At 60.7% G+C, this 25,096-nt stretch carries 20 protein-coding genes; 7 read left to right on the plus strand and 13 right to left on the minus strand.

Annotated elements, in window-relative coordinates; genetic code table 11:
- The first annotated feature begins 236 nt into the window (after nucleotides 1–236).
- Both CGL56_RS01385 and CGL56_RS01390 read left to right on the plus strand, forming a co-directional pair.
- The gene (locus tag CGL56_RS01385) at nucleotides 237–1,193 is read left to right on the plus strand and encodes an SPFH domain-containing protein (protein ID WP_099104710.1); all 957 of its coding nucleotides are present in this window, start codon (nucleotides 237–239) and stop codon (nucleotides 1,191–1,193) included.
- Entirely contained in the window at nucleotides 1,194–1,757 is a 564-nt protein-coding gene (locus CGL56_RS01390; protein ID WP_099104711.1) for an AAA family ATPase, read from the plus strand.
- Here CGL56_RS01390 and CGL56_RS01395 read toward each other — a convergent pair.
- A complete protein-coding gene (locus CGL56_RS01395; protein ID WP_099104712.1) occupies nucleotides 1,699–3,228 on the minus strand; it encodes a GH3 auxin-responsive promoter family protein in 1,530 nt (509 codons plus the stop codon). The genes CGL56_RS01390 and CGL56_RS01395 overlap by 59 nt on opposite strands.
- Before the next feature lie 49 nt (nucleotides 3,229–3,277).
- Nucleotides 3,278–4,078 (minus strand): patatin-like phospholipase family protein, encoded by an 801-nt coding sequence (locus CGL56_RS01400; protein ID WP_099104713.1) that lies wholly within the window; start codon nucleotides 4,076–4,078, stop codon nucleotides 3,278–3,280.
- A 75-nt stretch (nucleotides 4,079–4,153) separates the two neighbouring features.
- Here CGL56_RS01400 and CGL56_RS01405 point away from each other — a divergent pair, with 75 nt between their 5' ends.
- On the plus strand, nucleotides 4,154–4,876 hold the full coding sequence (locus CGL56_RS01405; protein ID WP_187305561.1) for an SDR family oxidoreductase: 723 nt from the start codon (nucleotides 4,154–4,156) through the stop codon (nucleotides 4,874–4,876).
- 76 nt (nucleotides 4,877–4,952) lie between these two features.
- On the opposite strand, the gene CGL56_RS01410 is transcribed toward CGL56_RS01405, so the two are convergent.
- Nucleotides 4,953–6,269 (minus strand): serine hydrolase, encoded by a 1,317-nt coding sequence (locus CGL56_RS01410; RefSeq protein WP_245183948.1) that lies wholly within the window; start codon nucleotides 6,267–6,269, stop codon nucleotides 4,953–4,955.
- A 294-nt stretch (nucleotides 6,270–6,563) separates the two neighbouring features.
- On the opposite strand from CGL56_RS01410, the gene ahcY reads away from it, so the two are divergent.
- Complete coding sequence (ahcY, locus tag CGL56_RS01415; protein ID WP_099104714.1) at nucleotides 6,564–7,877, plus strand: adenosylhomocysteinase; 1,314 nt, start codon at nucleotides 6,564–6,566, stop codon at nucleotides 7,875–7,877.
- Nucleotides 7,878–7,952: 75 nt separating this feature from the next.
- On the opposite strand, the gene CGL56_RS01420 is transcribed toward ahcY, so the two are convergent.
- The 4 genes from CGL56_RS01420 to CGL56_RS01435 all read right to left on the minus strand — a co-directional run bounded on the left by CGL56_RS01420 (nucleotide 7,953) and on the right by CGL56_RS01435 (nucleotide 14,350).
- Nucleotides 7,953–8,231 carry a hypothetical protein gene (locus tag CGL56_RS01420; RefSeq protein WP_099104715.1) on the minus strand — a complete coding sequence of 93 codons (279 nt, stop codon included), beginning with the start codon at nucleotides 8,229–8,231 and terminating at the stop codon, nucleotides 7,953–7,955.
- A 145-nt stretch (nucleotides 8,232–8,376) separates the two neighbouring features.
- On the minus strand, nucleotides 8,377–10,275 hold the full coding sequence (locus tag CGL56_RS01425) for a transglutaminase-like domain-containing protein (protein WP_167641524.1): 1,899 nt from the start codon (nucleotides 10,273–10,275) through the stop codon (nucleotides 8,377–8,379).
- A 14-nt stretch (nucleotides 10,276–10,289) separates the two neighbouring features.
- Entirely contained in the window at nucleotides 10,290–12,284 is a 1,995-nt protein-coding gene (locus CGL56_RS01430; protein ID WP_099104717.1) for a DUF3857 domain-containing protein, read from the minus strand.
- A 74-nt stretch (nucleotides 12,285–12,358) separates the two neighbouring features.
- Nucleotides 12,359–14,350 carry a DUF3857 domain-containing protein gene (locus CGL56_RS01435; RefSeq protein WP_099104718.1) on the minus strand — a complete coding sequence of 664 codons (1,992 nt, stop codon included), beginning with the start codon at nucleotides 14,348–14,350 and terminating at the stop codon, nucleotides 12,359–12,361.
- Nucleotides 14,351–14,482: 132 nt separating this feature from the next.
- Here CGL56_RS01435 and CGL56_RS01440 point away from each other — a divergent pair, with 132 nt between their 5' ends.
- Both CGL56_RS01440 and ppk1 read left to right on the plus strand, forming a co-directional pair.
- Entirely contained in the window at nucleotides 14,483–15,391 is a 909-nt protein-coding gene (locus CGL56_RS01440) for a DUF72 domain-containing protein (RefSeq protein ID WP_099104719.1), read from the plus strand.
- Between the two features lie 17 nt (nucleotides 15,392–15,408).
- Nucleotides 15,409–17,487: a polyphosphate kinase 1 gene (gene ppk1, locus CGL56_RS01445; RefSeq protein WP_099104720.1), complete on the plus strand. Its 2,079-nt coding sequence runs from the start codon at nucleotides 15,409–15,411 to the stop codon at nucleotides 17,485–17,487.
- Here ppk1 and CGL56_RS01450 read toward each other — a convergent pair.
- From CGL56_RS01450 to CGL56_RS01460, 3 genes are read right to left on the minus strand one after another with little or no spacing between them, the layout of a single operon-like run.
- Nucleotides 17,481–18,533 (minus strand): XdhC family protein, encoded by a 1,053-nt coding sequence (locus CGL56_RS01450; RefSeq protein ID WP_099104721.1) that lies wholly within the window; start codon nucleotides 18,531–18,533, stop codon nucleotides 17,481–17,483. The genes ppk1 and CGL56_RS01450 overlap by 7 nt on opposite strands.
- On the minus strand, nucleotides 18,517–19,107 hold the full coding sequence (locus CGL56_RS01455) for a nucleotidyltransferase family protein (protein ID WP_099104722.1): 591 nt from the start codon (nucleotides 19,105–19,107) through the stop codon (nucleotides 18,517–18,519). Before CGL56_RS01455 ends, CGL56_RS01450 begins: the two co-directional genes overlap by 17 nt.
- 1 nt (nucleotide 19,108) lies before the next feature.
- Complete coding sequence (locus CGL56_RS01460) at nucleotides 19,109–19,666, minus strand: hypothetical protein (protein WP_099104723.1); 558 nt, start codon at nucleotides 19,664–19,666, stop codon at nucleotides 19,109–19,111.
- A 77-nt stretch (nucleotides 19,667–19,743) separates the two neighbouring features.
- On the opposite strand from CGL56_RS01460, the gene CGL56_RS01465 reads away from it, so the two are divergent.
- Entirely contained in the window at nucleotides 19,744–20,601 is an 858-nt protein-coding gene (locus CGL56_RS01465; RefSeq protein WP_099104724.1) for a YitT family protein, read from the plus strand.
- 3 nt (nucleotides 20,602–20,604) lie between these two features.
- Here CGL56_RS01465 and CGL56_RS01470 read toward each other — a convergent pair whose 3' ends face one another.
- From CGL56_RS01470 to CGL56_RS01480, 3 genes are all read right to left on the minus strand, one after another.
- Nucleotides 20,605–22,704: an alpha-glucuronidase family glycosyl hydrolase gene (locus CGL56_RS01470; RefSeq protein ID WP_222837656.1), complete on the minus strand. Its 2,100-nt coding sequence runs from the start codon at nucleotides 22,702–22,704 to the stop codon at nucleotides 20,605–20,607.
- Nucleotides 22,705–22,756: 52 nt separating this feature from the next.
- On the minus strand, nucleotides 22,757–24,094 hold the full coding sequence (locus CGL56_RS01475) for a cytochrome-c peroxidase (RefSeq protein WP_099104726.1): 1,338 nt from the start codon (nucleotides 24,092–24,094) through the stop codon (nucleotides 22,757–22,759).
- A 79-nt stretch (nucleotides 24,095–24,173) separates the two neighbouring features.
- Entirely contained in the window at nucleotides 24,174–25,040 is an 867-nt protein-coding gene (locus CGL56_RS01480; RefSeq protein WP_099104727.1) for a mechanosensitive ion channel family protein, read from the minus strand.
- Between the last annotated feature and the right edge of the window lie 56 nt (nucleotides 25,041–25,096).

Genomic DNA, 25,096 nt, shown 5'->3' on the forward strand with positions numbered 1-25,096 from the left:
GTAAAAGAAAACCCGGTAGTGCCATTTAAGGCATTACCAGGGTCTGGCGGCTCCCGTGAGCGCGCTTGTGGTGCGAAGATACGGAAAATCCCGCGGTAGTCCACCCCTTTCGCGATCGGGCGGCGGTGCGCGGGTTCCCGTATTCTCGACCAACGCCCCTCCCCCGCCGCTCAACGGTATCGCTGGGGCGCAACTGCATTCCCCGGGGAATGTTATCTTACCATAAATCTCCGATCATGTCCATCGCACTCATCGTTATCCTGGTCTTCGCCCTGTTGGTGATTACCGGAAGCTTCTTTACCGTCCGCCAGCAGAGCGCCGCCATTCTGGAACGGCTCGGCCGCTTCCATTCCATCCGCGGGCCGGGCTTTCACTTCAAGGCCCCCTTCATCGACCGCGTCGCGGGCAAGGTGAGCCTGAAGGTGCAGCAGCTCGACGTCAACGTGGAAACCAAGACCAAGGACAACGTATTCGTCAAACTTAAGGTGGGCGTCCAGTTCGCCGTCGGCCCGGAGAGCGTCTACGATGCCTTCTACAAGCTCGACAACCCCTACGAGCAGATCAACAGCTACATCTTCGACGTGGTCCGCGCCGAGGTGCCGAAAATGAAACTCGACGACGTCTTCGAGCGCAAGGACGACATCGCCAACGCCATCAAGACCGAACTGCAGGAGGCGATGACCAGCTACGGCTACAACATCGTCAAGGCCCTGGTGACCGACATTGACCCCGACGCCACGGTAAAGGTGGCCATGAACCGCATCAACGCCGCCGAGCGCGAGAAGCTGGCCGCGGAATACGAAGGCGAAGCCGACCGCATCCGCATCGTGGCCAAGGCCCGCGCCGAAGCCGAATCCAAGCGACTGCAGGGCCAGGGTATCGCCGACCAGCGCCGCGAGATCGCCAAAGGTTTGGAAGAGTCGGTCGACATCCTCAACAGTGTCGGCATCAACAGCCAGGAAGCCTCCGCCCTGATCGTGGTTACCCAGCACTACGACACCCTGCAGAGCATGGGCGAGAACGTGAACTCCAACCTCATCATGCTGCCCAACGCCCCCACCGCCGGCTCCGATATGCTGGCCAACATGACCGCCAGTTTCGTGGCCAGCCAGCAGATGGGTGAGGAAATGCGCGAGCAGAGCGAGAAACTGAAAGCCGAGAAGAAACGGCAGAAAATCAAGCTCGAGCGATAGTTGAGGATTCTCGTTACCGGACCCGAATCTTCGGGCAAATCAACCCTGTCCCGCCAACTCGCCTGGGCCCTCGACGGCATCTTCGTCGCCGAACAGGCCCGCCACTACCTGCAGGAACTGCCACGGCCCTATACCGCCGAAGACCTGCCCCGAATCTGGCGCCGCCAACGGCGGGCCGAGGAGGAAGCCCTTGCTACAGGGGCTTCCTTTTTGGTTTGTGACACGGGGCCGGAAGTGATCCGCGTCTGGTCCGAAGTGAAGTATGGCTACTGCGACCCGGTGGTCCTGAGTGCCGCCCGTCAACGTACTTACGACCTTACCTTGCTCTGCCGCCCCGATTTACCCTGGAGCTATGACCCGCTGCGCGAGCACCCCGATGCCCGGGATCGAATGAAGATCCACCAGCGGTACCGGCAGTACCTGCCCGGTGCCGTAGAGATCCGGGGCGACAACCGGCTGACCCAGGCGCTGCACGCGGTGTTTTTCAGCCTGGGCCACCCTCCCCTCAATCGGAAGTGGACGCCAGACGCTGCAGCAGCTCGTCCACTACCCCGCGGTGGTTGACCAGGCGGGGCACCTTGTGCTGCCCTCCGAGCTTGCCGCGGTCGGCCAGCCACTGGCGGAAAAACCCGCTCGGTAACACGGTGAGGGTATGCCGCTCGATGGCGAAATCATTGGTCCGTTTGGTGCGGTAGTTCGCATTCTTCTCCTGCAACGCCTCGTCCAGCGTCCGATTGAACCGCTCAAGGTCCGCCGGGGCCTGATCAAACTCGATCATCCATTGGTGGCTGCCCTTGCGGTCCACTTCGATGTAGCGGGGGGCCACGGTAAATTCCCGGACCACCGCCCCCGAAGCATCACACGCCTCAATCAGTGCCCCTTCGGCTTCCGAACGCAGCAGGTCTTCCCCAAAGGCATTGATGAATTCCTGGGTACGGCCGACGATGGTGATGCGGTAGGGATCGGTTTCCGCGAACCGGATGAGGTCGCCCATCGGGTAACGGTACAGGCCGGCCGCAGTGGTAATGAGCATGACGTAGATCTCATCCCTCCGCACCCCTTCCAGGGGGACGGCCTCCATGCTACCCTGTTGGTAGTCGTTCCAGGGAATGAATTCGTAGTAAATCCCCGTGGAAAGCAGCAACAGCATGGTCCGCAGGTCGTCGCGGTCCTGCACCGCGAAGAAGCCTTCGGTGGCGTTGTAGATTTCCTGGAAGATGAAGCCCGGTTTGGGGAACAGCCGCTCAAACTGGGCGCGGTAGGGCTCGAAATTTACCCCACCGTGCTTGAACACCGAGGCATCGGGCCACACGTCCAGCATCGTATCTCCACCGTGGATTTCCAGGATGCGGCGGTAGAGCGGCAGGTTCCAGGTAGGGACACCGCCCAGGATGGTAATGCCGGGCTCGAAGGCCACCTGCTGGGCGATCTTCTCGATCTTTTCCTCGTAATTGGCCGCCGTGGCCAGCTGCACGTCGGGAATATAGAGCGGCCGCATGATGCGTGGAATGCTGAGGATGATGGCCGCGCTGATGTCCGCTTTCGGGAGCCCCGAAGGCTCGTGAATGCCCTGGTAGGCCCCGCCGATGAGGAGGTTCTTGTGGCTGAAGACTTCCAGCGCCTCGTTCTTTTCGTAGAGGGCGGCCAGGCTGAGCCAGCTGCCCTTGAGGTGGATGGACCCGATGGCCGACTGGGGTATGGGCAAGTACTTCACCGCCCCCGTCGTGCCGCTGGTGGTGGCGATCCACGCCGGGGGATCCTGGGTCAGGACGCGCTCCTCACCAGCCAGGATACGGTCGATGTAGGGCCGGTGGGCCTCGTAGTTGCGCACGGGAACAGAAGAGGCGAACTGCCGGGGGTCGGCCAGCAGGCGGTCAAACTGGTGCTCGCGTCCGAAGGCCGTCTGCCGGTTGGTGCGCAGTAAATGGAGGAGGACTTCCCGCTGCAATTCATGCGGGCGGTCGTAATGGGCCTGCAGCTCGCGGCGGTAGCGACTCAGGTAGGTCTTGAACAGCGTATTGACGATGCTCAGCATGGCGACGGAATTGGGCCGCGAAAGTAATTGACTTGGCGGAGGCGTAGCGTCATAGTATCTCGAGCAACTCGCGCTTGCTTTCCAGCAAACGCATAATGTAGGGCAAGCGCTTCCGGGTATGCTCGTACCCCAGATCGTGCAGGTCCGTCAGGCGGTTCAGGTTAAAGATGTGGTAGTCGTTCAGGTTGCTGGGCTCGAGCACCACGTCGCAAAGTTCGGCCGAAGGCAGGGTATTTGCCATGATGGAAAGGTCAAAACAACGCCAGACGATGCCGATCACGGTCTTTACGTCGGCGGGCTTGAGGCTCTCGTAGGGCATGAGGTTGCTGCCGATGATGAAGTCGGCCTGGTTCAGCAACGGCTTGACCGGCATGTTCTCGATCACGCCGCCGTCCACGTACTGGGCGCCGTTGATCACCACCGGCCGGAACAGAAAGGGGATGCCGCAGCTGGCGGCCACGAGTTCGTGCAGGGGACCACTGTCGTGGCATTCCAGCTGCCCGGTATTCAGGTTGGTTACTCCTACGTAGAAGTGCTTTTTGAGCCCCTCGAAGCTGTTCTGAGGGATGACCGTAGCCAACCGTTCCTGGAGGTAATCGCTGCTCGTAAGACCGGTCAGGGGCATGCCCAGTTTGTAGAAGCGGAAGATGGACGACTGCAACGCGAAAGCCATCATGTCGTCGGCGCTTACGCCGGCGGCGTACATGGCCCCCACCAGCGCACCGGCACTGACGCCTACGACCTTTTGGGGCTCGATGCCCGCCTCCGTCAGCGCGCGCAGTGCCCCGATGTGCGCGGCACCCCGCGCGCCGCCGCCCGAAAGCGTTATCCCAATGGTAAGTTTGTCCATCTAGACTATCAGACAAGCGGCAGTGGGCCCGGGTTCAGCGCCCAACCTTTAAAGGCAGTTTGCGTTGCAAGGGGCATGAACGATCTGAAGAACAAGACCGCTTACGTAACCGGCGGCAGTAAGGGAATTGGTTACGGAATCGCCGAAAAACTCATGGAAAATGGCGTCAACGTGGTCATCACCAGCCGCAGCCAATCCTCGGCGACCGAAGCGGCCGACCGGCTGAATGACCTGGGCCACCCCGGGAAGTGCACCGGTACCGAAGCCGACGTCCGCGACCTCGAAAGCCAGCAGCGGGCAGTGCAACTCGGCATTGACACCTACGGCGGACTTGATATCGTCGTGGCCAACGCCGGGGTGGGCCACTTTGGTCCGGTGCACGAACTCACCCCCGAGCAGTGGAATGAAACCATCGACATCAACCTCACCGGCACCTTCAATACGGTGAAGGCCAGCATGGACGCCCTGATGAAGAGCCAGGGCTACCTGTTCACCATTGCCAGCCTGGCGGGTACCAACTTCTTCGCGGGCGGAGCCGCCTACAACGCCAGCAAATTCGGCGTCGTCGGCTTTACCCAAGCCGTAATGCTCGACGTACGCAATCACGGCGTCAAGGTCTCAACCATCATGCCCGGCTCCGTGGCCACCCACTTCAACGGCAACGAACCGGACGAAAGCGACGCCTGGAAGATCCAGATCGAAGACCTCGGCCAGATGGTGATTGACCTTCTCCGGATGCCCGCCCGTACCCTGCCGAGCAAGGTTGAGGTGCGGCCCTCCTTCCCGAAATCGAAGTAAGCCAGGTTTTACAACCACGAAAAAGGCCTCCCGTCCATGCTGGATGGGAGGCCTTTTTCGTGATGGGTCGGCTCAGCTAGTTCCCGCTCTCTCGCGGGTCTTCTCCCGTACCAATGTTCTCGCTGGGGTCGGCCGCCTGGGTGCGGCGAATCACTTTGTCGATCCGGGTGGCCAATACCTGGTGGTCGTAGGCGGAGTTGCGGCTCAGGACGTTCGACATGAGGGCGACGAGGTAGCGGGTGCCGTCGGGCTGCTCGACGATGGCCACCGAGTTCATGTAGTTCATGCGGTTGCCCTTGTACTTGGCGCAGCTTGTGCCGGCCAGGCAGCCGTAGAGGGAGCCGGACTTGAAGTAGACGGCGGCGGAGTCCAGGGCGGGCGCGTGGGCGTAGCGGATCCGGCGGTCGGTCATGTACATCAGCCGTTTGATCTCCAGGCTCGAGGGAGCGTCGACTACCCTGCCCGACTCAAGGGCGGTGAGCCACTGCATCAGTCCGCGCACCGTACCGATGCTTCCTCCCTTGGGGGGCACGATACCGCTGGCGCCCCGGGTGAACATGGTGCCCAGGCGCCAGGCATCACCGTCGATACCCATATCGCGCAGGGGACCGTTGACGATGTCTTCGCCGAGGTCGCGGAGTTCGGACCGGGGGGTGGTCTTGAAGTAGTCCATCATCTCCTCGTAGGTGAGGTCGGGGTAGCGATCGCCGAACACCCGCATCAGCAGGGCTTCCCGCCACACGATGCTGGCGGCTCCGTTGTTGCTGACCGAGAGCATATGGTCGAGCCACTGGTAGAGGTTGAACTCGTCGGAGGGGTCTACCCGCTTGCGGGAGTAGCGCTCGGTTTCCGGGTCGTAGATGGGGATGGTATGGTGGTCATAGACGCCGAAGGGGCCGGCCTTGACGACTTTCTTGCGCATCAGGTCCCAACGCTGCTGGATGCTGTCGGGGTAGAGATTCTGCAATTCACAGAAAAAGGCAGTAGCGACGGCCAGCTTGCCCACGCTGCCGGGCTGGTAGCCGGAGTTGGGGTTGCGCTCGGCGTAGCGGTGGGGGCGGCCCGGTGTCATGTCGAAGACGGCCACGGAATACGATGGATGCATGTTGGGGAAGATGCTACTGATCTCCTTCTGCAGTTCCGGGCTGACCGCGGGCAGGCTGTCCAGTGGATTGGCCATCAGGTTCAGTCGGACGTATTCCAGGCTGTGGCGTGCACCGTATGGCAGGGCACGCACCAGGGCCGCGCTGTCCATGCGGGCCAGGCGCACCAGTCGCTCGATGCCCGTCTTTTCATAGCCGTCGATGGGATAGCTTCCGGCGGGGTTGGCGGGAAAGAGCACCGCCAGCAGGACGGCGCAGCAGAGGGTAATACGCAGTATTCTTATAGTCATCGCGGGGGTTAAGGTAGCAATGCTTTACCGGGGGCGGGGGGGCAATGTTCATTGGGCGGCAGACATCGGATGTTGTCCGCCTGACAGCTTGTCAGACATCGGATGTCTGACAGGTTGTCAGCACTAGGATTTGTTATACGTTCATACGACATAGCAATCATTCGCCTGAAAAACTGACCGATATTGACCAATCGACATCCGATGTATGACAAATTGACACCCTACCAACATCCGATGTCTGACCAGGCCCACCCGCGAAAAAAACCCTACCTTTGCGCGCTAAAATCGATAACTATGCCTACTACGGACACCCGCCCGAACTACAAGGTTAAAGACATCAACCTCGCCGACTGGGGTCGCAAGGAGATCCGCCTCGCCGAGGCCGAAATGCCCGGCCTCATCGCCCTGCGCGAGCAGTACGGCGAGAGCAAGCCCCTTAAAGGAGCCCGCATTGCCGGCTGCCTCCACATGACCATCCAGACTGCCGTACTCATTGAGACGCTGGTCGAGCTCGGCGCCCAGGTGACCTGGTCGAGCTGCAACATCTTCTCCACCCAGGACCACGCCGCCGCCGCCATTGCCGCCGCCGGTGTTCCCGTTTACGCCTGGAAGGGCATGACGGAGGAGGAATTCAATTGGGCCATCGAGCAGACGCTCTACGCCTTCCCCGACGGTCAGCCCCTGAACATGATCCTCGACGACGGTGGTGACCTGACCAACATGGTCTTCGACGAGCACCCCGAGCTGGTAGACGGTATCCGCGGCCTTTCGGAGGAAACCACCACTGGTGTCCACCGCCTCTACGAGCGCATGAAGAACGGCACCCTGGTGATGCCCGCCATCAACGTGAACGACTCGGTAACGAAGTCGAAGTTCGACAACAAGTACGGCTGTAAGGAATCGGCCGTCGACGCCATCCGCCGGGCCACCGACGTGATGATGGCCGGCAAAGTAGCCGTCGTAGCCGGCTACGGCGACGTTGGCAAGGGTACCGCCGCCAGCCTGCGCGGTGCCGGCTGCCGCGTGATCGTCACCGAGATCGATCCCATCTGCGCCCTCCAGGCCGCGATGGACGGATTCGAAGTGAAGCGCATGGACAACGCCGTGCCCCGGGCCGACATCATTGTCACCGCTACCGGAAACTTCAACATCCTCACCGAGCGCCACTTCCGCGCCATGAAGGACAAGACCATCGTCTGCAACATCGGCCACTTCGACAACGAGATCGACATGGCGTGGCTCAACAAGAACTACGGCCACACCAAGGACAACATCAAGGCCCAGGTCGACCTCTACAACATCGAAGGCAACGACGTCATCATCCTGGCCGAAGGCCGCCTGGTGAACCTCGGCTGCGGAACGGGTCACCCCAGCTTCGTAATGTCCAACAGCTTCACCAACCAGGTGCTGGCCCAGATCGAACTCTGGAACCATCGCGACCAGTACGAGAACAAGGTGTACATGCTGCCCAAGCACCTCGACGAGCAGGTAGCCCGCCTCCACCTCGAGAAGATCGGCGTGGAACTGGAAGACCTCAGCGAGGCCCAGGCCAAGTACATCGGCGTAGAGCAAGATGGTCCCTTTAAGCCGGAGCACTACCGCTACTAGGACCTCACCCGCCTACTACACACAACAGGGGTGCCGGCGATTGCCGGCACCCCTGTTTTATTTATCCGTTTCCGGTCAGATGGACCGGGTGAAGGCTGGGTGCTCTTCCAACAGGGCCGACAGGTCCGCAAACATATTCCGCACGGCCGGGAAATCCGACTGCCCCTCGGGAGTAGCTGGGGCCACAGTGGTGGCTACGGGCAGCACAATTGGGTCCGGGAGTCGATCGACCGGAGCAACGACGGGAACGGGCTCGACCGGTGAAGGGCCATGTCCCGGAGTAGTGCTGTTCTGGGCGGACAGCGTAGCGGCAAACAGGAAGACCAATACAATTGCAGGTAGTCGTTGAATCATATGCGGGTGGAAGGTGGGGAATAAACCATAGGAAATGATTCATTCCGGAGGGGGCATTATTGCCGCCGTTTAAACCTCTAATCCACCGCTAATATTGCGTGACATATTAGCATTAAATATTATGCTCCCCCACCCTCCCCATAAGCTATTTCGTTCGGCGTTCACGCAGAACCAACTGCAATGATTCTGCCTTGGCTACATCTACGAAAAACTGTCGAAAGCTTCCATAGTCTTCCGCCGGCAGGCGAACCGGCCGGAGCAAGAGCGTGCGAATCCACAGTAGCCCCTCCTCGGTCCGCCGCATCTCAGCCCGGTATTTTCCCACTTGGTGTTCAAAAACGAGAGGTTCCCGAATGAGTCCGGATTCAATCTCCAGGTTCTCTTCGTAATTCACCCGAACGGTATCCACCAGGAAGCGTGTGGTGCGAAAGTCCACCGGCAAGGACCGCTCTTCCTGGACTTCGGGGATCCAGTTATAGGGCTGGGGATTCAGCATAAGGAAGCGGCGGCTGCCCATTTTCCGGAGTCGGTTGTTCAGCCGGGTAGTGTAGGACATCGATACTTCGGGGGCCTCCCCCGCTACGGTATACTGAAAGTCGCTGCCGGAAACATCGGGCAGGAAGCTGTTCTTATGCAGCCAATCCAACCGGTCCTGCGGGCTGCCAAAGTAGGCGGCCAGCCCCCGGAAGAGCTCCTGCTCCGCCCCGAAGTAGGTAGCGTTGAGGACGAAATCGACATTGTTATCCTCCTTCAACACCTGGGTAACGGAGCGCAGGTGACCGTGCTCCGCCGGAACTAGCGCGGGGGTGCGGGCCATTACCCCACCCTCGGGGGTGATCCACAGCACCCCCCGGTCGAGGGTAGACTCGCTGAGATAACCCGTGGGTGCGTGCTTACTGGTGCATTCCAGATACATGTCTTCCGAAGGCACGTAAAGCACCATATGGTTAAAGGCCGAAGTGGCAAAATCCTCCCGGATGGCGTAGTAAGGAACTTCGGAACTGTGAATGAGCACCGGATAGGAGGCGATTCCAACCTCCTTGAGCATCGCGCCCATATAGTTGCTCAATGCCTTGCAGTCGCCGTAGCGGTTCTCCTCTACGTAGGCCGCACTGAAAGGCTGCCACCCCCCGATGCCCAGTTGTACACTTACGTAGCGGCAGCGGTCCTGCATAAAGCGGTAGAGGCGGTCGATCTTTTCCCGGTCGGAGGTCGCTCCTTCCACTTCAGCGTGTACCTCGGCGGAGAGCCGAGCGGGCAATTCATCCCGTCCGGCCATGATGGTACCAATGAAGGAGCCGAAGCGCTCCCAGTCGCCGAAACTGCCCCGATAGCCGTCGATCTCAAAGTCGCCAAGTGACACCCGTACGAAGGGCAGCGTCTCGGTGGGCTGAGGAGACAAGGCTTCGCTGGGTTGGGCGGGTATGTTCTGAAGTTTCCAGCGGTAAACCCGGTCCTGCCCTTCACCGGTGGTTTGGGGCTCGGGTACCAGATAACCGGTGTACAGCAGTGGAATCTCCGCCGGCACCCGGGCGGTGAAGGTGGCGGTCACCAGCGACTGATCCCGGTGTACGGGGTTCCAATGGGGGAAGGCCATAGCCGCAAAGTCGGTGACCTTCCGCTCTACCTCGGTGGTGATGGTACAGGGGTACTTTGTACAGGGCACCTTGGTATAGCGCACCCAGCGGTCGTCCACGAACGACCCCTCGGCCGTGATGCGCTCATCGGTGATGTCGCTCTTGCGGGCACGGAATATCTCCCCGCCAAAAAGATCGGTGGCCAATACGTCGAAGGTGGTGATTTTCGACTCCCCGTCGTAGTAGGCCGCAACCACATTCTCACGGTCGTGCTTTCCGTTCAGGAGGGTGATGGTCCTGCGTTCCCGGATGGTCGCTGTACGGAGGGAGGTGACGTGGTAGTCGAGGTCATAGGAAAGTACTACGGAGTTGGCGTTCTCTCGCAGGCTATCGGGCAGTGCGAGTGCGGCCGGCATTTCGGCCTGACCCCGCACCTGCGTACCCGCCCAGACAATCAGTAAGACCATTAAGGGAAGACATATCATGGTACCTTTTTAAAGACCAGGGGGGAAGTTTGCAGTTCAGTGATGCGGCGGAACATTTCGCGGAGGGCCGGATACTCACTCGATGCGTAGAGGGTGCGGTCGAGGATGACGGAATACACCACCGACACGTGGCCGGGTGCCACCTCTTCGACGCGGTAGGTGGCCGTCATACTGCCGTCGGCGGCGCGCAGGCGCAAGGCGTCCGGAGCCTCCTCGAGGGCGTAACCGGCCGGCAGTCGCAGATTGGCAATGTAGCGCTGCTGCCAGGGGTAAGGAAAATCGATGGGAAAATTCCGGGCTTCGACATCCGCCAACTCCCCGTCTACCAAAGGCAGCAGGATCGGCTGGAGGTACAGGAGCTGGTCGACCGGCTGCCCCACGGGGGCCGTAGCCTGTAGGGTATAGGTGAACTGGTTGAGGGGCGCGTCGTCCACCACTTCTTCCGCAAAGGATGTCACCCGTGCTTCCGGCATTACCTTCAGCAGGTCGGGGACGAGCGGAGCTTCGGCGTCGCTTTCGCGTTGCTTCAGGGCACTGCGGCCGTTGAAGGCGAAATAGTCCTGCATCCGCGACTTGATGACGACCTCTGCCAGCCCGGACTCCGCCACGTTCACGTCAAGCATCGTAATCTGCCGGGAAGGGGGTACCTCCAGGGAGATCCACCGTGGGTTGCCCTTCTCGGCCACCCACCCCCGGTGGTTGAGGGCCCGCTCGCGGGGCAATCCCGCCGGGCGGTCGGCCGAGCCCGCATCCAGGAGCAGCGATTGTCCGTCCACCTCGGTGTAGACTATCAGGTGGTTGAACTGATGCAGCAGGGGGTACTGCTCGATGGGCGCGCCGGTATTCCGCAGGGAAACCAGTAGGGGGTGGGCCTCCACCCCGGCCTCGTTCAGCAGACTGAGCAGGGCGATGTTCAGGTCGGCGGAGGTGCCGGTTCGGGACTGGTACACCTGGTCGGGCGTGCGGGAGGCCAGCATACCATAGTCGCCATTCCAGCTGATGTGCTGGTTAATAAAGGCATAAGCGGCTTCGATTATTTCCCGCTCCGAACCCTGGCCGGTAATCGACGGAGCCGCATCCTTCCACAGGGTGCTGTAGTTAACCTTGTTGCGGTAGTAGCGGCCAAAATCCAGGCGGTCCTGCAGCTCCTTCACGGTCTCCTTCCAGTCGCCGAAGATAGATTGCTCGGGGCGCCCTGGGTACTGCACAGCCTGTAACTGCAGGCGGACGCTGGGCAGGTAGTCGCTCACGTTGTTGCTGTACGGTTGATCGCGAAAAGACGGCAGGTCGCGCATGGCCCACAAGATGTCCCAATGATCGATCTTTTGCTCACCGCCGTTGTAGGGGCTTACGTTGAAACGGGGCCCCCAGGCCCGGGCCGTAAGCTTGGTCTCGTTGACGTCGAGCCGTGGTGCGGAAAGTGAAACGTAGCGGTAATACGGCGGAATCATGGCGTCGTACTGGGCCCAACGCACCGGAATATCTTCCTGGAAGTAGTAGGGAGACGGGATAAGGATGTTCTTCCTGCGTTCCAGGTAGCGGTACTCCAGGATGGCTCCCTCGCTTACCTGGGGAAAGGTGAATTTGAAGGCCTCGCGGGTACCGTTTAGTTTCTCGAGGCGGATCTGGTCGGACGGCACCGGCAGCGTACCGCCAGTGGGGAGGTGAATAAAAGCTTCCACTTCGCTGATCTCGGCGTATTCCCGGTTGTATTCCAGGGTGATGTTTGCCCGGTCGAAGGAGGACGGCTTGAGCAGTTTTACCCGCCGGTGGTGGCGCTCGGTGAGCGAGGGCCCGTCCGTATCGTTGAATTCGAAATCAAGGCTGAGTCGATCAAACAGCACGTAGGCTTCGGCCGTGGGGTCGCCGGGGGCTTCCCGGAGAGCACGGTCTTCGTCGCTAACCGGCCCGAAAGTGACGTCGGGTCCAGTCTGGGCAATAAGCTGGATACCCGATAACAGGAATACCAGCAGACAAGGGAATCGCAACATAGTGTGTAAGGGGGGGGTGCCGGAACGCTCCGGGTCAATCAAGGTACTACTGGGTCAAATAATACTATCGCAGATTATTTGGCGCGGCGACAGACAATGGTAGTTTCCTGCAGCTCAATAATCCGGCGGTACATATCCCGTAGTACAGGATACGCCGTGGCCGGGTAGACCGTCTGGTCCAGGTGAACCCGAAACACGATCGAGATCTCCCCGCCGAGGCCTTCCGAAGCCGAAAAGGTAGCCTGCATGCCTCCGTCCTGACTGACCAGGCGGATGGAGGGCGGCAGTTCTTCGACGACGTATCCTTCTGGCACCTTTACGTTGGCGATGTACTGGAGCTGCCAGGGGTAGGGAAAATCAATGGGATAGAGGCGTTGCTCTACGTCGTCGAGTTCGTCGTTCAGTACCGGAATGATCACCGGCTGCAGGTAGAGAAAATCGTCTGAAAGCAATCCGGCGGGAACGTCGAGCTCCACGGTGATGCCCAGGGGGCCGGCGGGGTCATCGGCACCGAGGGTCACCTTCTGGGAACGCACCAGCGCCTCCGGAAATTTCTCAATAATCTGTCGCGCGATCGGTCCCTCGGCGGGCGTCTCCATGCGCGAGAGTACCTGCCGACCATCCAGGGCGTAATAGCTGTCTGATTTAGTCTGAATCGCAACCCGGGAAGCGCCTGTTTCGTCGACATTGATCGTTGCCAGGAATACCTGTTTGGCTTGCGGTACTTCTACGTCAACCCACCGGGGTTGCTGCGGATCGGCTACCCAGCCACGGTGATTCAGGGCCTTTTCCCGGGGCAGCCCCGGGGGGCGTCCCGGGCCGTTGGCGTCGAGGAGGTAGGGTTTCCCGTCTACCTCGGTGTACACCAGGAGGTGGTCGAACTGGGTCAGGATGGGATAGATTTCCATGGGACTCCCCTGGTCCCGCAGGGAAACCAGAAGGGGGTAAGCCGGAATACCAGCTTCGTGCAGGAGGGCAAGAAGTGCCAGGTTCAGGTCCGCGCTGTTGCCCTCTCCATTTTCCAGGATGTTGTTGGGGCTGTCGGTTCCGAAGATGCTGGTGGATCCGTTCCAGCGCAGGTTCCGGCAAACGTAGTGGTAGGCCGCGTCAATTCGGGCCCTGGTATCTTTTGCCTGGTTGATTTCCGCCTCAGCCGCATTCCAGAGGTGCTTGTAGTTCGTCCGGTTCAGGTAGGCAAGGCCGAAATCCCGCCGCTCGGTGAGATTATTTACCGTTTCATTCCAGTCGCTGAAGACCGGCTGGATCAGTTCACCAGGATAGTTAACCGACTGCAGTTGCAACCTCACGCGGGGCAGATAGTCGGTTGCGTTATTGGTGTAGGGCTGGTGCTCGAAGGCCGGCACGTCCTGCATGGCCCAACGAATGTTCTTGTGGGGCACGTGTTCGTGGGCGGTGGGTGCCTTACGGAATACCGGTCCCCAGGGATGACGGGTGGTTTCGACTTCGTTCACGACGTAATTGCCGGCAATGCCCAGACTGACATAGCGGTAATAGTCGGGAATCAGGGCGGTGTATTCCGCCCAGCGTACCGGTACGTCGCGCTGAAAGGCAAAGCGGGTGGGTATAACGATATGCTCGGAACGGTGGGAAAAGGTGTATTCGATGACGGCCCCGGGCGTCACCTGAGGAAAAGTAAATTTCACGGTGTTGTAATCTCCGTCGCGTTCGCGGACGAAATCCTTGCCGGACAGCTTTATCTTTTCCCCGTCGGGCAGGTAGATCATGGCCTTTAACCCGGAAATGTCCTCAAATTCCCGATTGTACCGCAGGGATACGTTCGCGCGGTCGAAGGAAGCCGGCGTAATCAGTTTCATCCGAGTATGGAACTCCTCAACCGTACTGGGTCCCTTATCGCGCAGGTATACGAACTTTAGGTCCAGCCGGTCGTACAGGATATAGGCCGCGGCGGCGGAATCTGCTCCCCCGGGCGTAGCGGCAAGGTCTTCCGCACTGAGTTTACCAAATTTGACGTCTCCGTAATCCTGGGCAAAGATCAGGGTAGAAAAAAGGAGCGCTGGAAGAAATCTCAGCAAGCGGAATAGCATGGTACAGGATATGCGGATGAATTACCACAAGGCATCATCCAGGGGAAAATGCAAAAGCACATATACTCTAAACTATTATCTAATATGATTATTGGGTGATAGTCCATTCCTTAATGCTCGGCAACGTCGATAATGAAATTTGGTAAAGTTCCCGACCCCACCGCCCTTGAATACCACCTCCCCGTGGAGCCTCTGGCGAACCGCGCGCGGCTGGACCGCTATGAGCTGGGCGCCGGAGAAGGGCGGCCGCGCATCTACATCGGCGCTACCGGCTGGAGCATGAAAGAATGGGTAGGCAAGTGGTACCCCGAGGGCACGCGCCCCGCCGACTACCTGCAGCGCTACGGCGAGCAGTTCAACACCATCGAGATGAACACCACCCACTACCGCATCCCCACGGCGGAAATGGTGAAGAAATGGTACGACAGCGTCCCGGAAGATTTCCGTTTTTGCCCCAAGGTGCCGCAGTTCATCAGCCACTCCGGACAGCTCGGGGCGGGCGACGGGGGCCTGCAGAAGTTCGTCGGTGCCCTGGACGGGCTGCGGGAAAAGCTGGGCTGCGCCTTCATCCAATTGCCCCCCTACTTCGGGGTTGACCGACTTCCCATCCTGGATGCCTTTCTGGGGCGGTGGCCGCGGGTGCTGCCGCTGGCGGTGGAGGTGCGCCACGAAAGCTGGTTCAGCGACCCCTTCGCCACCGAAGCCCTGATGGACACCCTGGCCCGCCACGCCGCCGCGGCCGTGATTACCGACGTGGCCGGCCGACGGGACGTACTCCATGGCTACGTGACCGCCCCCCGTACCATGATCCGTTTCGTGGGCAACGGGCTGATCGAAAGCGACTTCACCCGCCTGGCGGACTGGGCCCGGAAGCTGCGGGAGTGGAATCTACCGGAAACGTTTATCTTTCCCCACGAACCGGACAACGTGCTGGCGCCCGATGCGGCCGCCTGGTTGGCCGGTCACCTTGCTGCCCAGGACTTCGCCGAAACCCGGGGCCCCGCTTCCGTGCAGGGCCCGGAGCAGATGAGCCTCTTTTAGCCTTACTTGACCTACCGATGAAAAAAGAATACCCGGCCATACCCCGAGACATCAGTTGGCTTTCCTTCAACCACCGGGTGTTGCAGGAAGCCAAGGACGAGAGCCTGCCCCTCTTCGAGCGGCTCAAGTTCCTGGCCATCTACAGCTCCAACCTCGACGAGTTCTTCCGCGTCCGCATGGCCAACCACCGCAACCTGCTGCGCGTCAACAAAAAGACGAAACGCGAGCTCGACATCAGCCCGAAGCAGACGGTACGCACCATCCAACGCATCGTCAACCGCCAGCAGGAGGAGTTCAGCCGCATTTTCGAGAAGAAGATCATCCCCCAACTGGCCAAGCACGGCATCCACCTAAAGCGGCGCCTCGACATGTCGGAGGAAGACCAGGAGTTCGTACAGAACTACTTCAAGGAGTACATGCTGCCCTACGTACAGCCCGTACTCCTGATCAAGGACATGGTGCGCCCCTTCCTGAACAACGCCCAGCTGTACCTCTCCATCCTGATGAAGGACAAGGCGAAGGGTAAAACGGCCTACGCCATCGTCAAGATCCCTAGCGATCACCTGCCGCGCTTCATCGAGCTGCCCAGCACCGATGGCGAGCACAACATCATCATGCTCGACGACATCGTGCGCCACTCCGTTTCCTGGATGTTCCCGGGTTACGAAATCGAGGACACCTTCAGCATCAAGCTGACCCGAGATGCCGAGCTGTACATCGACGATGAATTCACCGGCGACCTGCTGGCCAAGATCAAGACCAGCCTGAACCGCCGCCACGTGGGCCCCGCCAGCCGCTTCGTCTACGACCGCACCATGCCCACCCAGCTGCGGGAGTACCTGGAGGACACCTTCGAGCTGGACCGCTACGACATCCTCGCCGAGGGGCGCTATCACAACAACTTCGACTTCTTCAGCTTCCCCAATTTCGGGATGACCAAGCTGCTCTACCCGCCCCAACCGCCCCTGGCCTACCCCGCCCTGGAGGAATCCGAGGACTTCTGGGCTTCGGTACGGGAGTCTGATCACCTGCTCCACTACCCTTACCACAGCTACGAGTCGGTGGTGCGCTTCTTCGAGCGGGCGGCCGAGGATCCGGCGGTAAGCCACATCAAGATCGTCCAGTACCGGGTGGCCCGCAAGTCGCGGATCATGCAGGCGCTGATGCGGGCGGTGACCCTGGGCAAGCAGGTCAGCGTATTCATCGAGGTGAAGGCCCGCTTCGACGAGGAGGCCAACCTCCGCTGGGGGGAAAAACTCGAGCAGGCCGGCGTTCACGTCCACTACAGTTTCCCCGGGGTGAAGGTGCATTCCAAGCTTGCACTGGTGCGTCGGGTAGAGAACGGCAAGGAACAGATTTACAACTACTTGTCTACCGGTAACTTCCACGAAGATACCGCCAAGGTGTACAGCGATTTCGGCCTCTTCACCGCCGACGAACGGATCACGAGCGAGGTATCGCGCATCTTCAGCTTTTTAGAGAACGTGATGATTCCCGACCAGCCCTTCCAGCACCTGCTGGTCGGACAGTTCAACCTGCGCAGTGGCCTGGAGAAACTGATCGAATTCGAGATCAAGGAGGCCAAGGCCGGCCGCTCCGCCGCCATGACGCTGAAGATGAACAGCCTGCAAGACAAGGCCATGATCGAGCTCCTCTACCGGGCCAGCCAGGCCGGAGTGATGATCAACCTGATCGTCCGCGGCATCTGCTGCCTGGTGCCCGGCCGCAAAGGGTACAGCGACAACATCCACGGCATCAGCATCGTGGACCGCTACCTGGAGCACGCCCGCATCTTTCACTTCCACCACGCCGGGGAGGAACTGGTTTACATGTCCTCGGCGGACTTCATGACGCGGAACCTGAGTCACCGCGTCGAGACTACCTTTCCCATCTACGATGAGGAACTGAAGGACAAGATTCTGGAGATCCTAGACATCCAGCTCGCCGACAACGTGAAGGCCCGCCTGCTGAGCGACCAGCAGGGCAATACCTACTACCGGGGGGGCAGCGACCTGTCCATCCGCAGCCAGGAAGAAACCTACCACATGATCAAACGGACGCTGGTGGCCGAGCAAATGGAGCTCGACGATCAGTAGCGGGCGTGAATGGCCCCTGGCTTCTCCCGCAAGGAGGTGCCCGGCCGCTCCCGGAACACCCGGATGATCTCGGCTACGACTGATACGGAAATCTCCTCCGGCGTTTCTGCACCGATGTCGAGCCCGATGGGCGAGTACAGGTGATCGTACCCCAGTAAGTCCAATCCGGATTCGCTTCTGAGTTCCGCATCCATCTTGAGCGTCCGCTTTCGGGGGCCGAGGAGACCCAGATAGGGAGGAGCCTTGGGTAGAAATACCTCAACCATCTCCTTGTCGCGATTGAAATCGTGCGACATACAGGCTACCGCCGTATAGTCGTCCACGGCCAACGCTCCCGCCTGCCCGTAGTCATACAGGCCGTCGGCCGCGGCGGAGAGGGCCGTATTGAATTTGCGTCGCGTCCCCACCACGCTGCACCGCCAACCCAGGTGGCGGACGGTGGTTACCAGGGGTAAAATGTCGTAATTATCGCCGATCACGATGAGGTGGAGTTCGGGGCGCAGGCGTTCGTAGAGCCGCTTTCCCGGCCGGCCGGCTGCGTCGGTGTAATCGATCACCCGCGACCGGCTATCCGGCAGGTCCACCGCGCCCGGGGGGACTTCACTCAGCACTCCATCCAGCGGTTCTCCCGGAGGCGCTTCCACCGTCTGTACCAGGATCCGTGGCTCGCGGATATCAACCCGGGCGCGCAGCACTTCTACCTGATTGTGGGTGTCGGCAAAATCGAGGGGAACGAAGAGCACCTCGATGCGGCCGTTGCAGCCCAGCCCGATACCGATCTCGCGGTCCTCCCCTTCCAGGGTATCGTACACCCGTTTGGAGGGGCGCGCCTCGTGGATGGCCCGTTGCGCCCGCCGCAGGGCATCCCCTTCCAGGCACCCCCCGCTGATTCCCCCGGTATAGCGCCCGTCGGCCCCCACGAGCAGGCGGGCACCGATGCGGCGGTAGGAGGATCCCTCCACGCTGACCACCGTAGCCAGGGCACAGGCCGTCCCCGAGCTCCGGAACTCATCGTAGAGGCTGATGATGTTACGAATTTCCTTCATGGCGGCGGTAGTCTTCCGGAGTGTCGATATCAAACATGGCAAAGGGAGGGGTCAGGCGCAGGGTACCCGTCTCGGCGGCATTCAGCAACCGCCCGGCACCCGCGTCCCCGCCCAATTGTTCTAGTGCAGCAAAGGAGGCGGCGGGAAAGATGGCGGGCACCCCGGCGTGGTCCCCGTAGTCGGTCGCAACCGCCCCGGGATGGTCCTTGGCCGTCAACAACAGCAAAGATAAAAAGGAGGTGTTGACCGCCGGCTGGTCGGCCAGCATGACGAGCAGGTGGGTGAAGGGTATGGTTTCCTCGGTCAATATGTGACGCGCCGCCGCCCGGATGCTGGACCCTAATCCTTCAGGATAATCCGCATTGTATATAAGGTTAACGTTCAACCCTTCCAACTCCTTTTCCAGCAGCTCTTTGTTGGCCCCCAGTACCACGTAGGTGTACGATTCGGGGCAGGCCACCGCTTGCCGGACCGTGTGCGCCAGCAGGGTGGTCTGCCCCCAGGGCAGCAGTTGCTTGATGCTACCCATACGACGGCCCTCACCGGCCGCAAGAATGACGATGGCGGTCAGCATATCAGCGGTGACGGAGGATGATCTCCGAGACGGTGGACTCAGAGGGAATTGTATCGGCTTCGTTGCCCGTGGAGTAGGTCAGCCGGTAATGAATCCAGCCGTCCCCGCGCAGCAGGGGCTGCCCCTCCGGGTCTTTGACCACTTTCGTGGCCCCGGTGCGTTGGCGGATTTCGTCGAAGCTGTTGCTCACCCTCAGTCCGGCTCGGGTGGCTACATCGGGGGAAACGACGTGAATGGAAGAAATCGTCCGGTTAGGTCGGTCGACCAACACGTAAGCCAGGGTATCCTCGCGTTCTCCCATCAGCCAGTACCGGTCGAAGGTGGTTTCCTGAACGGACACTTCGCCCGCCGGTGCCAGGGCATCGGTGGCGGGCAAGGGCATACCCGGATAGAGGTCCAGGAAACTGCTGTCGCCCATCTCGTAGGGGTCGTCGGCGTCGACGTCATAGATGGCGGTATTGCCGGCGTTGGGGTGTTCTACGGGGCGGGTTTCCGGAGTGTGGGGCGGCCCGTCGGAACAGGAAGCCAACATTAAGCCGGCGAGGGTGTATTTCAGCATATTGTATCCTTGAAGTTACCACAACTACCGGTCATACTGCCTTATAGTGCCGGATGTTTACCCCAATTAGCCCGCCTATGGCCCGTTTGAAGCGCGTACCCTACGTCGACATAGCCCTCATTGTCCTGGGGGTATTCCTGGCCGCCTTTGGCCTGGAAGGATTTTTGCTGCCCAATGAATTCATCGACGGTGGGGTGACGGGCATCTGTCTGCTGGTATCCCAGACGACCGGCATACCGCTGGCCTTCCTGCTTGTCCTGATCAACCTGCCCTTCCTCTATCTGGCCCGGCAGGTGATCGGCCGCAAGTTCGCCATCAAGACGGCCCTGGCTATTCTCTTGCTGGCCCTGGTGGTCTACTTCGTCCACTTCCCGGAACTGACGCACGACACCTTGCTGGTTTCGGTCTTCGGCGGTTTCTTTCTCGGCACGGGCATCGGCCTTTCGATGCGGGGGGGCAGCGTGCTGGACGGCACGGAAGTACTGGCCATTTACCTGAGCCGCCGCATTGGCGCCAAGGTGAGCGACTGGGTAATCCTGATCAACGTCCTCATCTTCCTCACCGCCGCGGCCCTGCTGTCGGTTGAGCAGGCCCTGTACAGTGTGCTGACCTACTTCGTGGCCTCCAAGGCGCTGGACTTCATCATCGACGGGGTGGAAGAGTATACGGGCATCTTCATCATCAGTCCGGAGAACGACGCGATCCGTCACGCCCTCCTTGAGAAAATCGGCTGCGGGGTGACCCAGCTGCGCGGCCAGGGCGGCTACGGATTGCCGGAGGGCGCCCCGGACCGACAGATTCTCTACGTGGTGGTCACCCGTCTGGAGATCTACCGCTTGCTGAAGGTGGTGCGCAACATCGACGACCAGGCCTTCATCACCATGAACAGCATCAACGACGTACACGGCGGCATGGTCAAGCGGCGCAAGATCTGATCACTACCGCGGCCGGATGCCCGGGGCGTAGGGGTAGTCCAGCGACTGGTAATGCTCCACGTCGTGGGGCGGGGCTTCTACCCCCTCAGGGAAGGGCCGCCGCGAATGGGTCTGGAAATACGCCAGGCAGGCATTTTTCCACCACTCGGCTTCCCGTTGCTGGATGGTGAGGTACTGGCTCACCTCCCGGTGACGTTCGGCGTCGACCTGTCCCTCCAGGGAGGCCCATTCAGCGGCCAGCCACTCCGTACCCTCCACGCCGGCCTGGTAACGTAGGCAGAGTTCTTCCCAGAGGGTCTTGCCGTTGTCCATCCGCCAGTCCCACGGCAGGTGGTGGAACCAGAGCAGGTATTCCGGGGGACAGGTGCGGGGGTCGGCGAACTTTTCCCTTACTGCGGGAGCGTACTGGGCCACGGCATTGCTGCCCGTAAGGGTGCGGTCGAAGCCGATGCCGGCGCTGTCGGCCCGGTGGTAGTAGGCGGGGTTCCATTCCGGCCGCGACAGCTCGTCGACCCAGGGGCCCGGTCCGTAGTGGTGGCCGGTGGCCATCAGGTGGTGGAGGCCCAGCGGGGTCATGTAGTTGACGCAGATTTCCCAGGAGTCCACCAGCATCCGGGAGATGGTCTTCCTTACCGCTTCGTCGGCGCCGTAGGTCAGGGCCGCCCACTCGTCATAGATGGCAGTGGGATCCAGGGCGGGCTCCCAGGCCAGCCGTCCGAAGGCGTACCAGTCGGCCTGTCCGAAGGGGTGGCCAGTCCAGTTGCGGGCCGTTCCCACATTGCTCACGCCAGCCAGTCCGGTTACGGTCGAGGCCACGGTGGTACCCGCCCCGCCCTGGTGGGTATCGGCCTGCAGCACCTCCGCAAAGAGGGGGGCCAGCCCCACCAGGTGGGTGCCCTGTCCGAGGTATTCCTTGGTAATCTGCAGTTCCAGCAGCAGGGGCGTCTCCGGAGTGGCACCGAAGAGGGGACTGAAGGGTTCGCGGGGTTGAAAGTCGATGGGGCCATTCTTCACCTGGACAACCACGTTGTCGCGGAACTGCCCGTCCAGGGGGACGAACTCTTCGTAGGCCTGGGCGGCCCGGTCCGCTTCCGGATCACTGTTGTAGACGAAAGCCCGCCACATCACGATGCCCCCGTAGGGAGCCAGGGCATCGGCCAGCAGGTTAGCCCCCTGGGCGTGACTGCGGCCGTATTCCCGTGGACCGGGTTGCCCTTCGCTATTGGCCTTGACGACGAAGCCGCCGAAGTCCGGGATACGTGAGTAGATCGCTTTGGCCTTGGCGGCCCACCACTCCTTCACCTCCGGATCCAGGGGGTCGGCGGTGGACAATCCTCCGAGTTCCATGGGGGCGCTGAAGCGGGCGGTCAGGTAGATTTTAACACCGTAGGGTCGGAAAACGTCCGCCAGGGCGGCCGCCTTCTCCAGGTAATCGTCGCGGAAGATGAGGGCGTTGGCGTTGACGTTGGTTACCACGCTGCCGTTGATGCCCACGGAGGCGCAGGCCCGGGCGTAGTCCGTGTACCGGGGGTCCAGTACGTCAGGCAGCGTATGCCAGTTGAAGATGGAGAAGCCGGCGTACCCCCGCTCCACGGTGCCGTCGAGATTGTCCCAATGGTTCAGGATACGGATGTCCTTGGCGGGCACCTCCTCCACGTCCAATCCCCGCAGTGACTCCCCCATCTGCAGCATCCGCAGCAGGTGGAAGGTACCGTAGAGAAATCCCCGGTCGTCGCTCGCGGCCAGTTCCAGCCGGTTCCCCTGCTGCCGCAGGCGGTACCCTTCCGGACCGATTTCGCCGGCGGCAAGACGTCGCAGGGCCAGGCCACTACCCTTTCCGGGGGCTCCAGCAGCGGGTGCCAGGTGAATCCCCAAAAGCCCGCGCAATCCATTGCGTAACTCCCGCAAAGAAACGGCCATCATTTCGCGGGTGGTATCCACGTTGGTGCCGACGTGAAGTTGGCCGAGTTGTTGTTGGTAGGCGGTCCGCAGGTCAGCGTCCTGGATAAGGTCGTAGCGGAGCCAGAGGCGGTAGCCGTCCTCGGCGCGCAGGGCGGCGGTGGACAGTCCGAGGCAACATAAAAGGGCAAGGAGGCGCGTCATCATTCGTTCGGTTGGAGTTGCCTAAGGTACCCCAACCGAACGAATTGGCGTGCTAGTAGCAGTCCAGGTCCTTCCGCGACCGGTCGTCGTTGTTGGGGAAGCACTGCCCGGAGGGCAGGCTCAGCGGGGCGTAGCGCTCGAGGTTGGGATCGTACAATCCATCGCGTACGAAGGCCGCCAGCTGGTCAATTTCTTCCTCCGTCAGGCCAAGGGGCTGAAATTCATCGGAGAGACTGCCGGCGGGTACCCGGGCATTCTGTGGTTCTGCCCGGTTTTTGTAGGCGATTACGTCACGGACGGTCCGGAAGCTGGAACCGTGTCCGTAAAAGGGAGAAGATTTCAGGTTATAGAGCTGTGGGACCTTGAAGCGGTAATTGTCGTCCGCCTTTCCGGTAAAGCCGCCGCGGCCCAGGTTCTCCGCGTTGTCCACCCTGGTTCCAATGGTCGGTTCCTCGCAGTCCACCAGATCGTCCATTCCCAGTGCGTGGAAGGTATTGCTGCTCAGGGCGGGTCCCGTATGGCAGGATACACAACCGGCTTTGCCGAGGAACAGGATGGCTCCCTGCAGCGCATCCGGATTGAGGGCTTCCTCCTCACCCCTCAGGTAGCGTTGCCAGGGGGCCTGATCGGCCACGAGGGTTCGCTCGTACGCGGCGATGGCCAGACCGGCATATTCCGGAGTGAACAGTTTTGTGTCCTCAATGCCCGGGAAGGCCGCCTGGAACAGGTCACGGTACCCCAATTCCTCGGCGTGGCGCGCGTCCAGGGCCATCCGGTGGACGGTCAGTCCGGCGATGGCCTGGGTTTCGAGTCCTTCATATCCCAGGGTGTTTGTTTCCTTGGGAGTGCCGGGCGTCCAGCGGTCTTCCGTACCGGCGTTCACTCCGGTGGCTCCGAACTGTCCATTCCAGAGCATCACCTCTTGGTAGGCGGTGTTGAGGGCCGAAGGAGAACGGATGGGTTGCACGTCAAAGTCGGCGAAGGGAACCGCTTCGTGGGGGCGCCGCCCCTCTCCGTTGACCCCGAAGCCGAGGCCTCCGTCGCCAATGCCCTGGAAGCGGCCGGCCTGAAAGCCCGCCCCCGCAAAGTGACAGGAGGCACAGCTGAAGGTGCCGATACCCTCTTCCGTCTTGCCGTTGGTGGCGATGGCCGTTTCGTGGAAGAGCAGTTGTCCCAGCGCGACCTTGGCGGGCGAAAGGGGGTTGCGCGGATCCTGCGGCAGCGCCTCCAGGTCGTCGGCGGCGGGCAACCGGAAAGCGTCGGGTCCGCCGTGCTCATTCAGCAACACATCCAGCGCTGCTGCCGGGGCTACTATCGGGTCGGAATCGGCTTGACAAGAGAAAAAAAGCAGGTGCAAGGAAACGCCAAGGGCGAGGGAACGTAAGGTCATCACAAAGGTTTACTGAAGGGTCAATATTAACAACCCCGGAACCATTGACGAAATTCCTATATGTAACCTCCTTAACAGTCTATTTCGGCTTGTGGGAGCTCACGTAGCTGAAAACCTGGCGCACCACCCTACGTTTGATCTCCCGTTGCCGGCTGCGGTCCAGGCTCTTGAGGCGGAACTGGAACTTGAGTTCCATATAGTCTTTCTTGACCTCGACGATTTTAAGCAGGTAGGATTCCTCCTCGATCACTTCGGCGTACTCGGCGATACTTTCAGTGAGCTCTTTTTCCAGCACGTCAACGTTCTGGATGGCCCGGATGTCCATTTCGAAGTCGATGCTCAGCAGCCGTACGTCGCGGCGCGTATAGTTGATAATCTCATTGGAGTAGACCTTGCCGTTGGGCAGGATAACCACGTCGTCGTTGTCGTTCATCAGTTTGACCTTCAGCAAGCCGATATCCGCCACCCGCCCCCGGTAGGTATAGAACCTGACGTAGTCGCCGACTTCGAAGACGTCGGTAAAACTATAGTAGATGCCCACGATGAGGTCGTTGACGAAGTCCTTGCTGACGATGGCGATGGCCGCCGCCACGATACTCAGGGAGGTGAACAGGGTGCGGAAGTCGATCCCGATCAAACTGAATATCGTGAAGATGACCACTCCGCCGATGAGCAGCTTGCGGATGTTCTCCACCCCGTAAATGAAGTTCTTGGCGCCGCGCCGTTTGGCGTAGTTCTGTTGCTGGTACAGCCACTTGATGAAGCGGGTCACCACGTTCAGCACCGCGATGGTCATCACGAAGTACAGCAGCACCCGCCAGAACTCGGGGCGCCCCTCCAGCCAGCGCAGGTCCTCATCGAACTGGATGAGGTAAATCCCGCCGATCAGAATGCTGAGTTCGAAAAACAGAAACAGGAGGGTGCCGGCCAGACTGCGATCCTTCATGCGGAAGAGGGTTGGTGGTTCCGGGGGGATGGCTTGTGCCCTCCCCCCGGTCCATG

This window comes from Neolewinella marina, from assembly GCF_002631205.1.
Lineage (GTDB): Bacteria > Bacteroidota > Bacteroidia > Chitinophagales > Saprospiraceae > Neolewinella > Neolewinella marina.

Bases quoted from the DNA above. Each gene is read 5' to 3' on its own strand.
- CGL56_RS01455 (WP_099104722.1), bottom strand. From the start codon at position 19,107: ATGCTGACCGCCATCGTCATTCTTGCGGCCGGTGAGGGCCGTCGTATG.
- CGL56_RS01385 (WP_099104710.1), top strand. From the start codon at position 237: ATGTCCATCGCACTCATCGTTATCCTGGTCTTCGCCCTGTTGGTGATT.
- CGL56_RS01405 (WP_187305561.1), top strand. From the start codon at position 4,154: ATGAACGATCTGAAGAACAAGACCGCTTACGTAACCGGCGGCAGTAAG.
- CGL56_RS01435 (WP_099104718.1), bottom strand. From the start codon at position 14,350: ATGCTATTCCGCTTGCTGAGATTTCTTCCAGCGCTCCTTTTTTCTACC.
- CGL56_RS01460 (WP_099104723.1), bottom strand. From the start codon at position 19,666: ATGCTGAAATACACCCTCGCCGGCTTAATGTTGGCTTCCTGTTCCGAC.
- CGL56_RS01440 (WP_099104719.1), top strand. From the start codon at position 14,483: ATGAAATTTGGTAAAGTTCCCGACCCCACCGCCCTTGAATACCACCTC.
- CGL56_RS01430 (WP_099104717.1), bottom strand. From the start codon at position 12,284: ATGTTGCGATTCCCTTGTCTGCTGGTATTCCTGTTATCGGGTATCCAG.
- CGL56_RS01465 (WP_099104724.1), top strand. From the start codon at position 19,744: ATGGCCCGTTTGAAGCGCGTACCCTACGTCGACATAGCCCTCATTGTC.
- ppk1 (WP_099104720.1), top strand. From the start codon at position 15,409: ATGAAAAAAGAATACCCGGCCATACCCCGAGACATCAGTTGGCTTTCC.
- CGL56_RS01400 (WP_099104713.1), bottom strand. From the start codon at position 4,078: ATGGACAAACTTACCATTGGGATAACGCTTTCGGGCGGCGGCGCGCGG.
- CGL56_RS01420 (WP_099104715.1), bottom strand. From the start codon at position 8,231: ATGATTCAACGACTACCTGCAATTGTATTGGTCTTCCTGTTTGCCGCT.
- CGL56_RS01425 (WP_167641524.1), bottom strand. From the start codon at position 10,275: ATGGTCTTACTGATTGTCTGGGCGGGTACGCAGGTGCGGGGTCAGGCC.
- CGL56_RS01395 (WP_099104712.1), bottom strand. From the start codon at position 3,228: ATGCTGAGCATCGTCAATACGCTGTTCAAGACCTACCTGAGTCGCTAC.
- CGL56_RS01470 (WP_222837656.1), bottom strand. From the start codon at position 22,704: ATGACGCGCCTCCTTGCCCTTTTATGTTGCCTCGGACTGTCCACCGCC.
- CGL56_RS01480 (WP_099104727.1), bottom strand. From the start codon at position 25,040: ATGAAGGATCGCAGTCTGGCCGGCACCCTCCTGTTTCTGTTTTTCGAA.
- ahcY (WP_099104714.1), top strand. From the start codon at position 6,564: ATGCCTACTACGGACACCCGCCCGAACTACAAGGTTAAAGACATCAAC.
- CGL56_RS01410 (WP_245183948.1), bottom strand. From the start codon at position 6,269: ATGACTATAAGAATACTGCGTATTACCCTCTGCTGCGCCGTCCTGCTG.
- CGL56_RS01475 (WP_099104726.1), bottom strand. From the start codon at position 24,094: ATGACCTTACGTTCCCTCGCCCTTGGCGTTTCCTTGCACCTGCTTTTT.
- CGL56_RS01450 (WP_099104721.1), bottom strand. From the start codon at position 18,533: ATGAAGGAAATTCGTAACATCATCAGCCTCTACGATGAGTTCCGGAGC.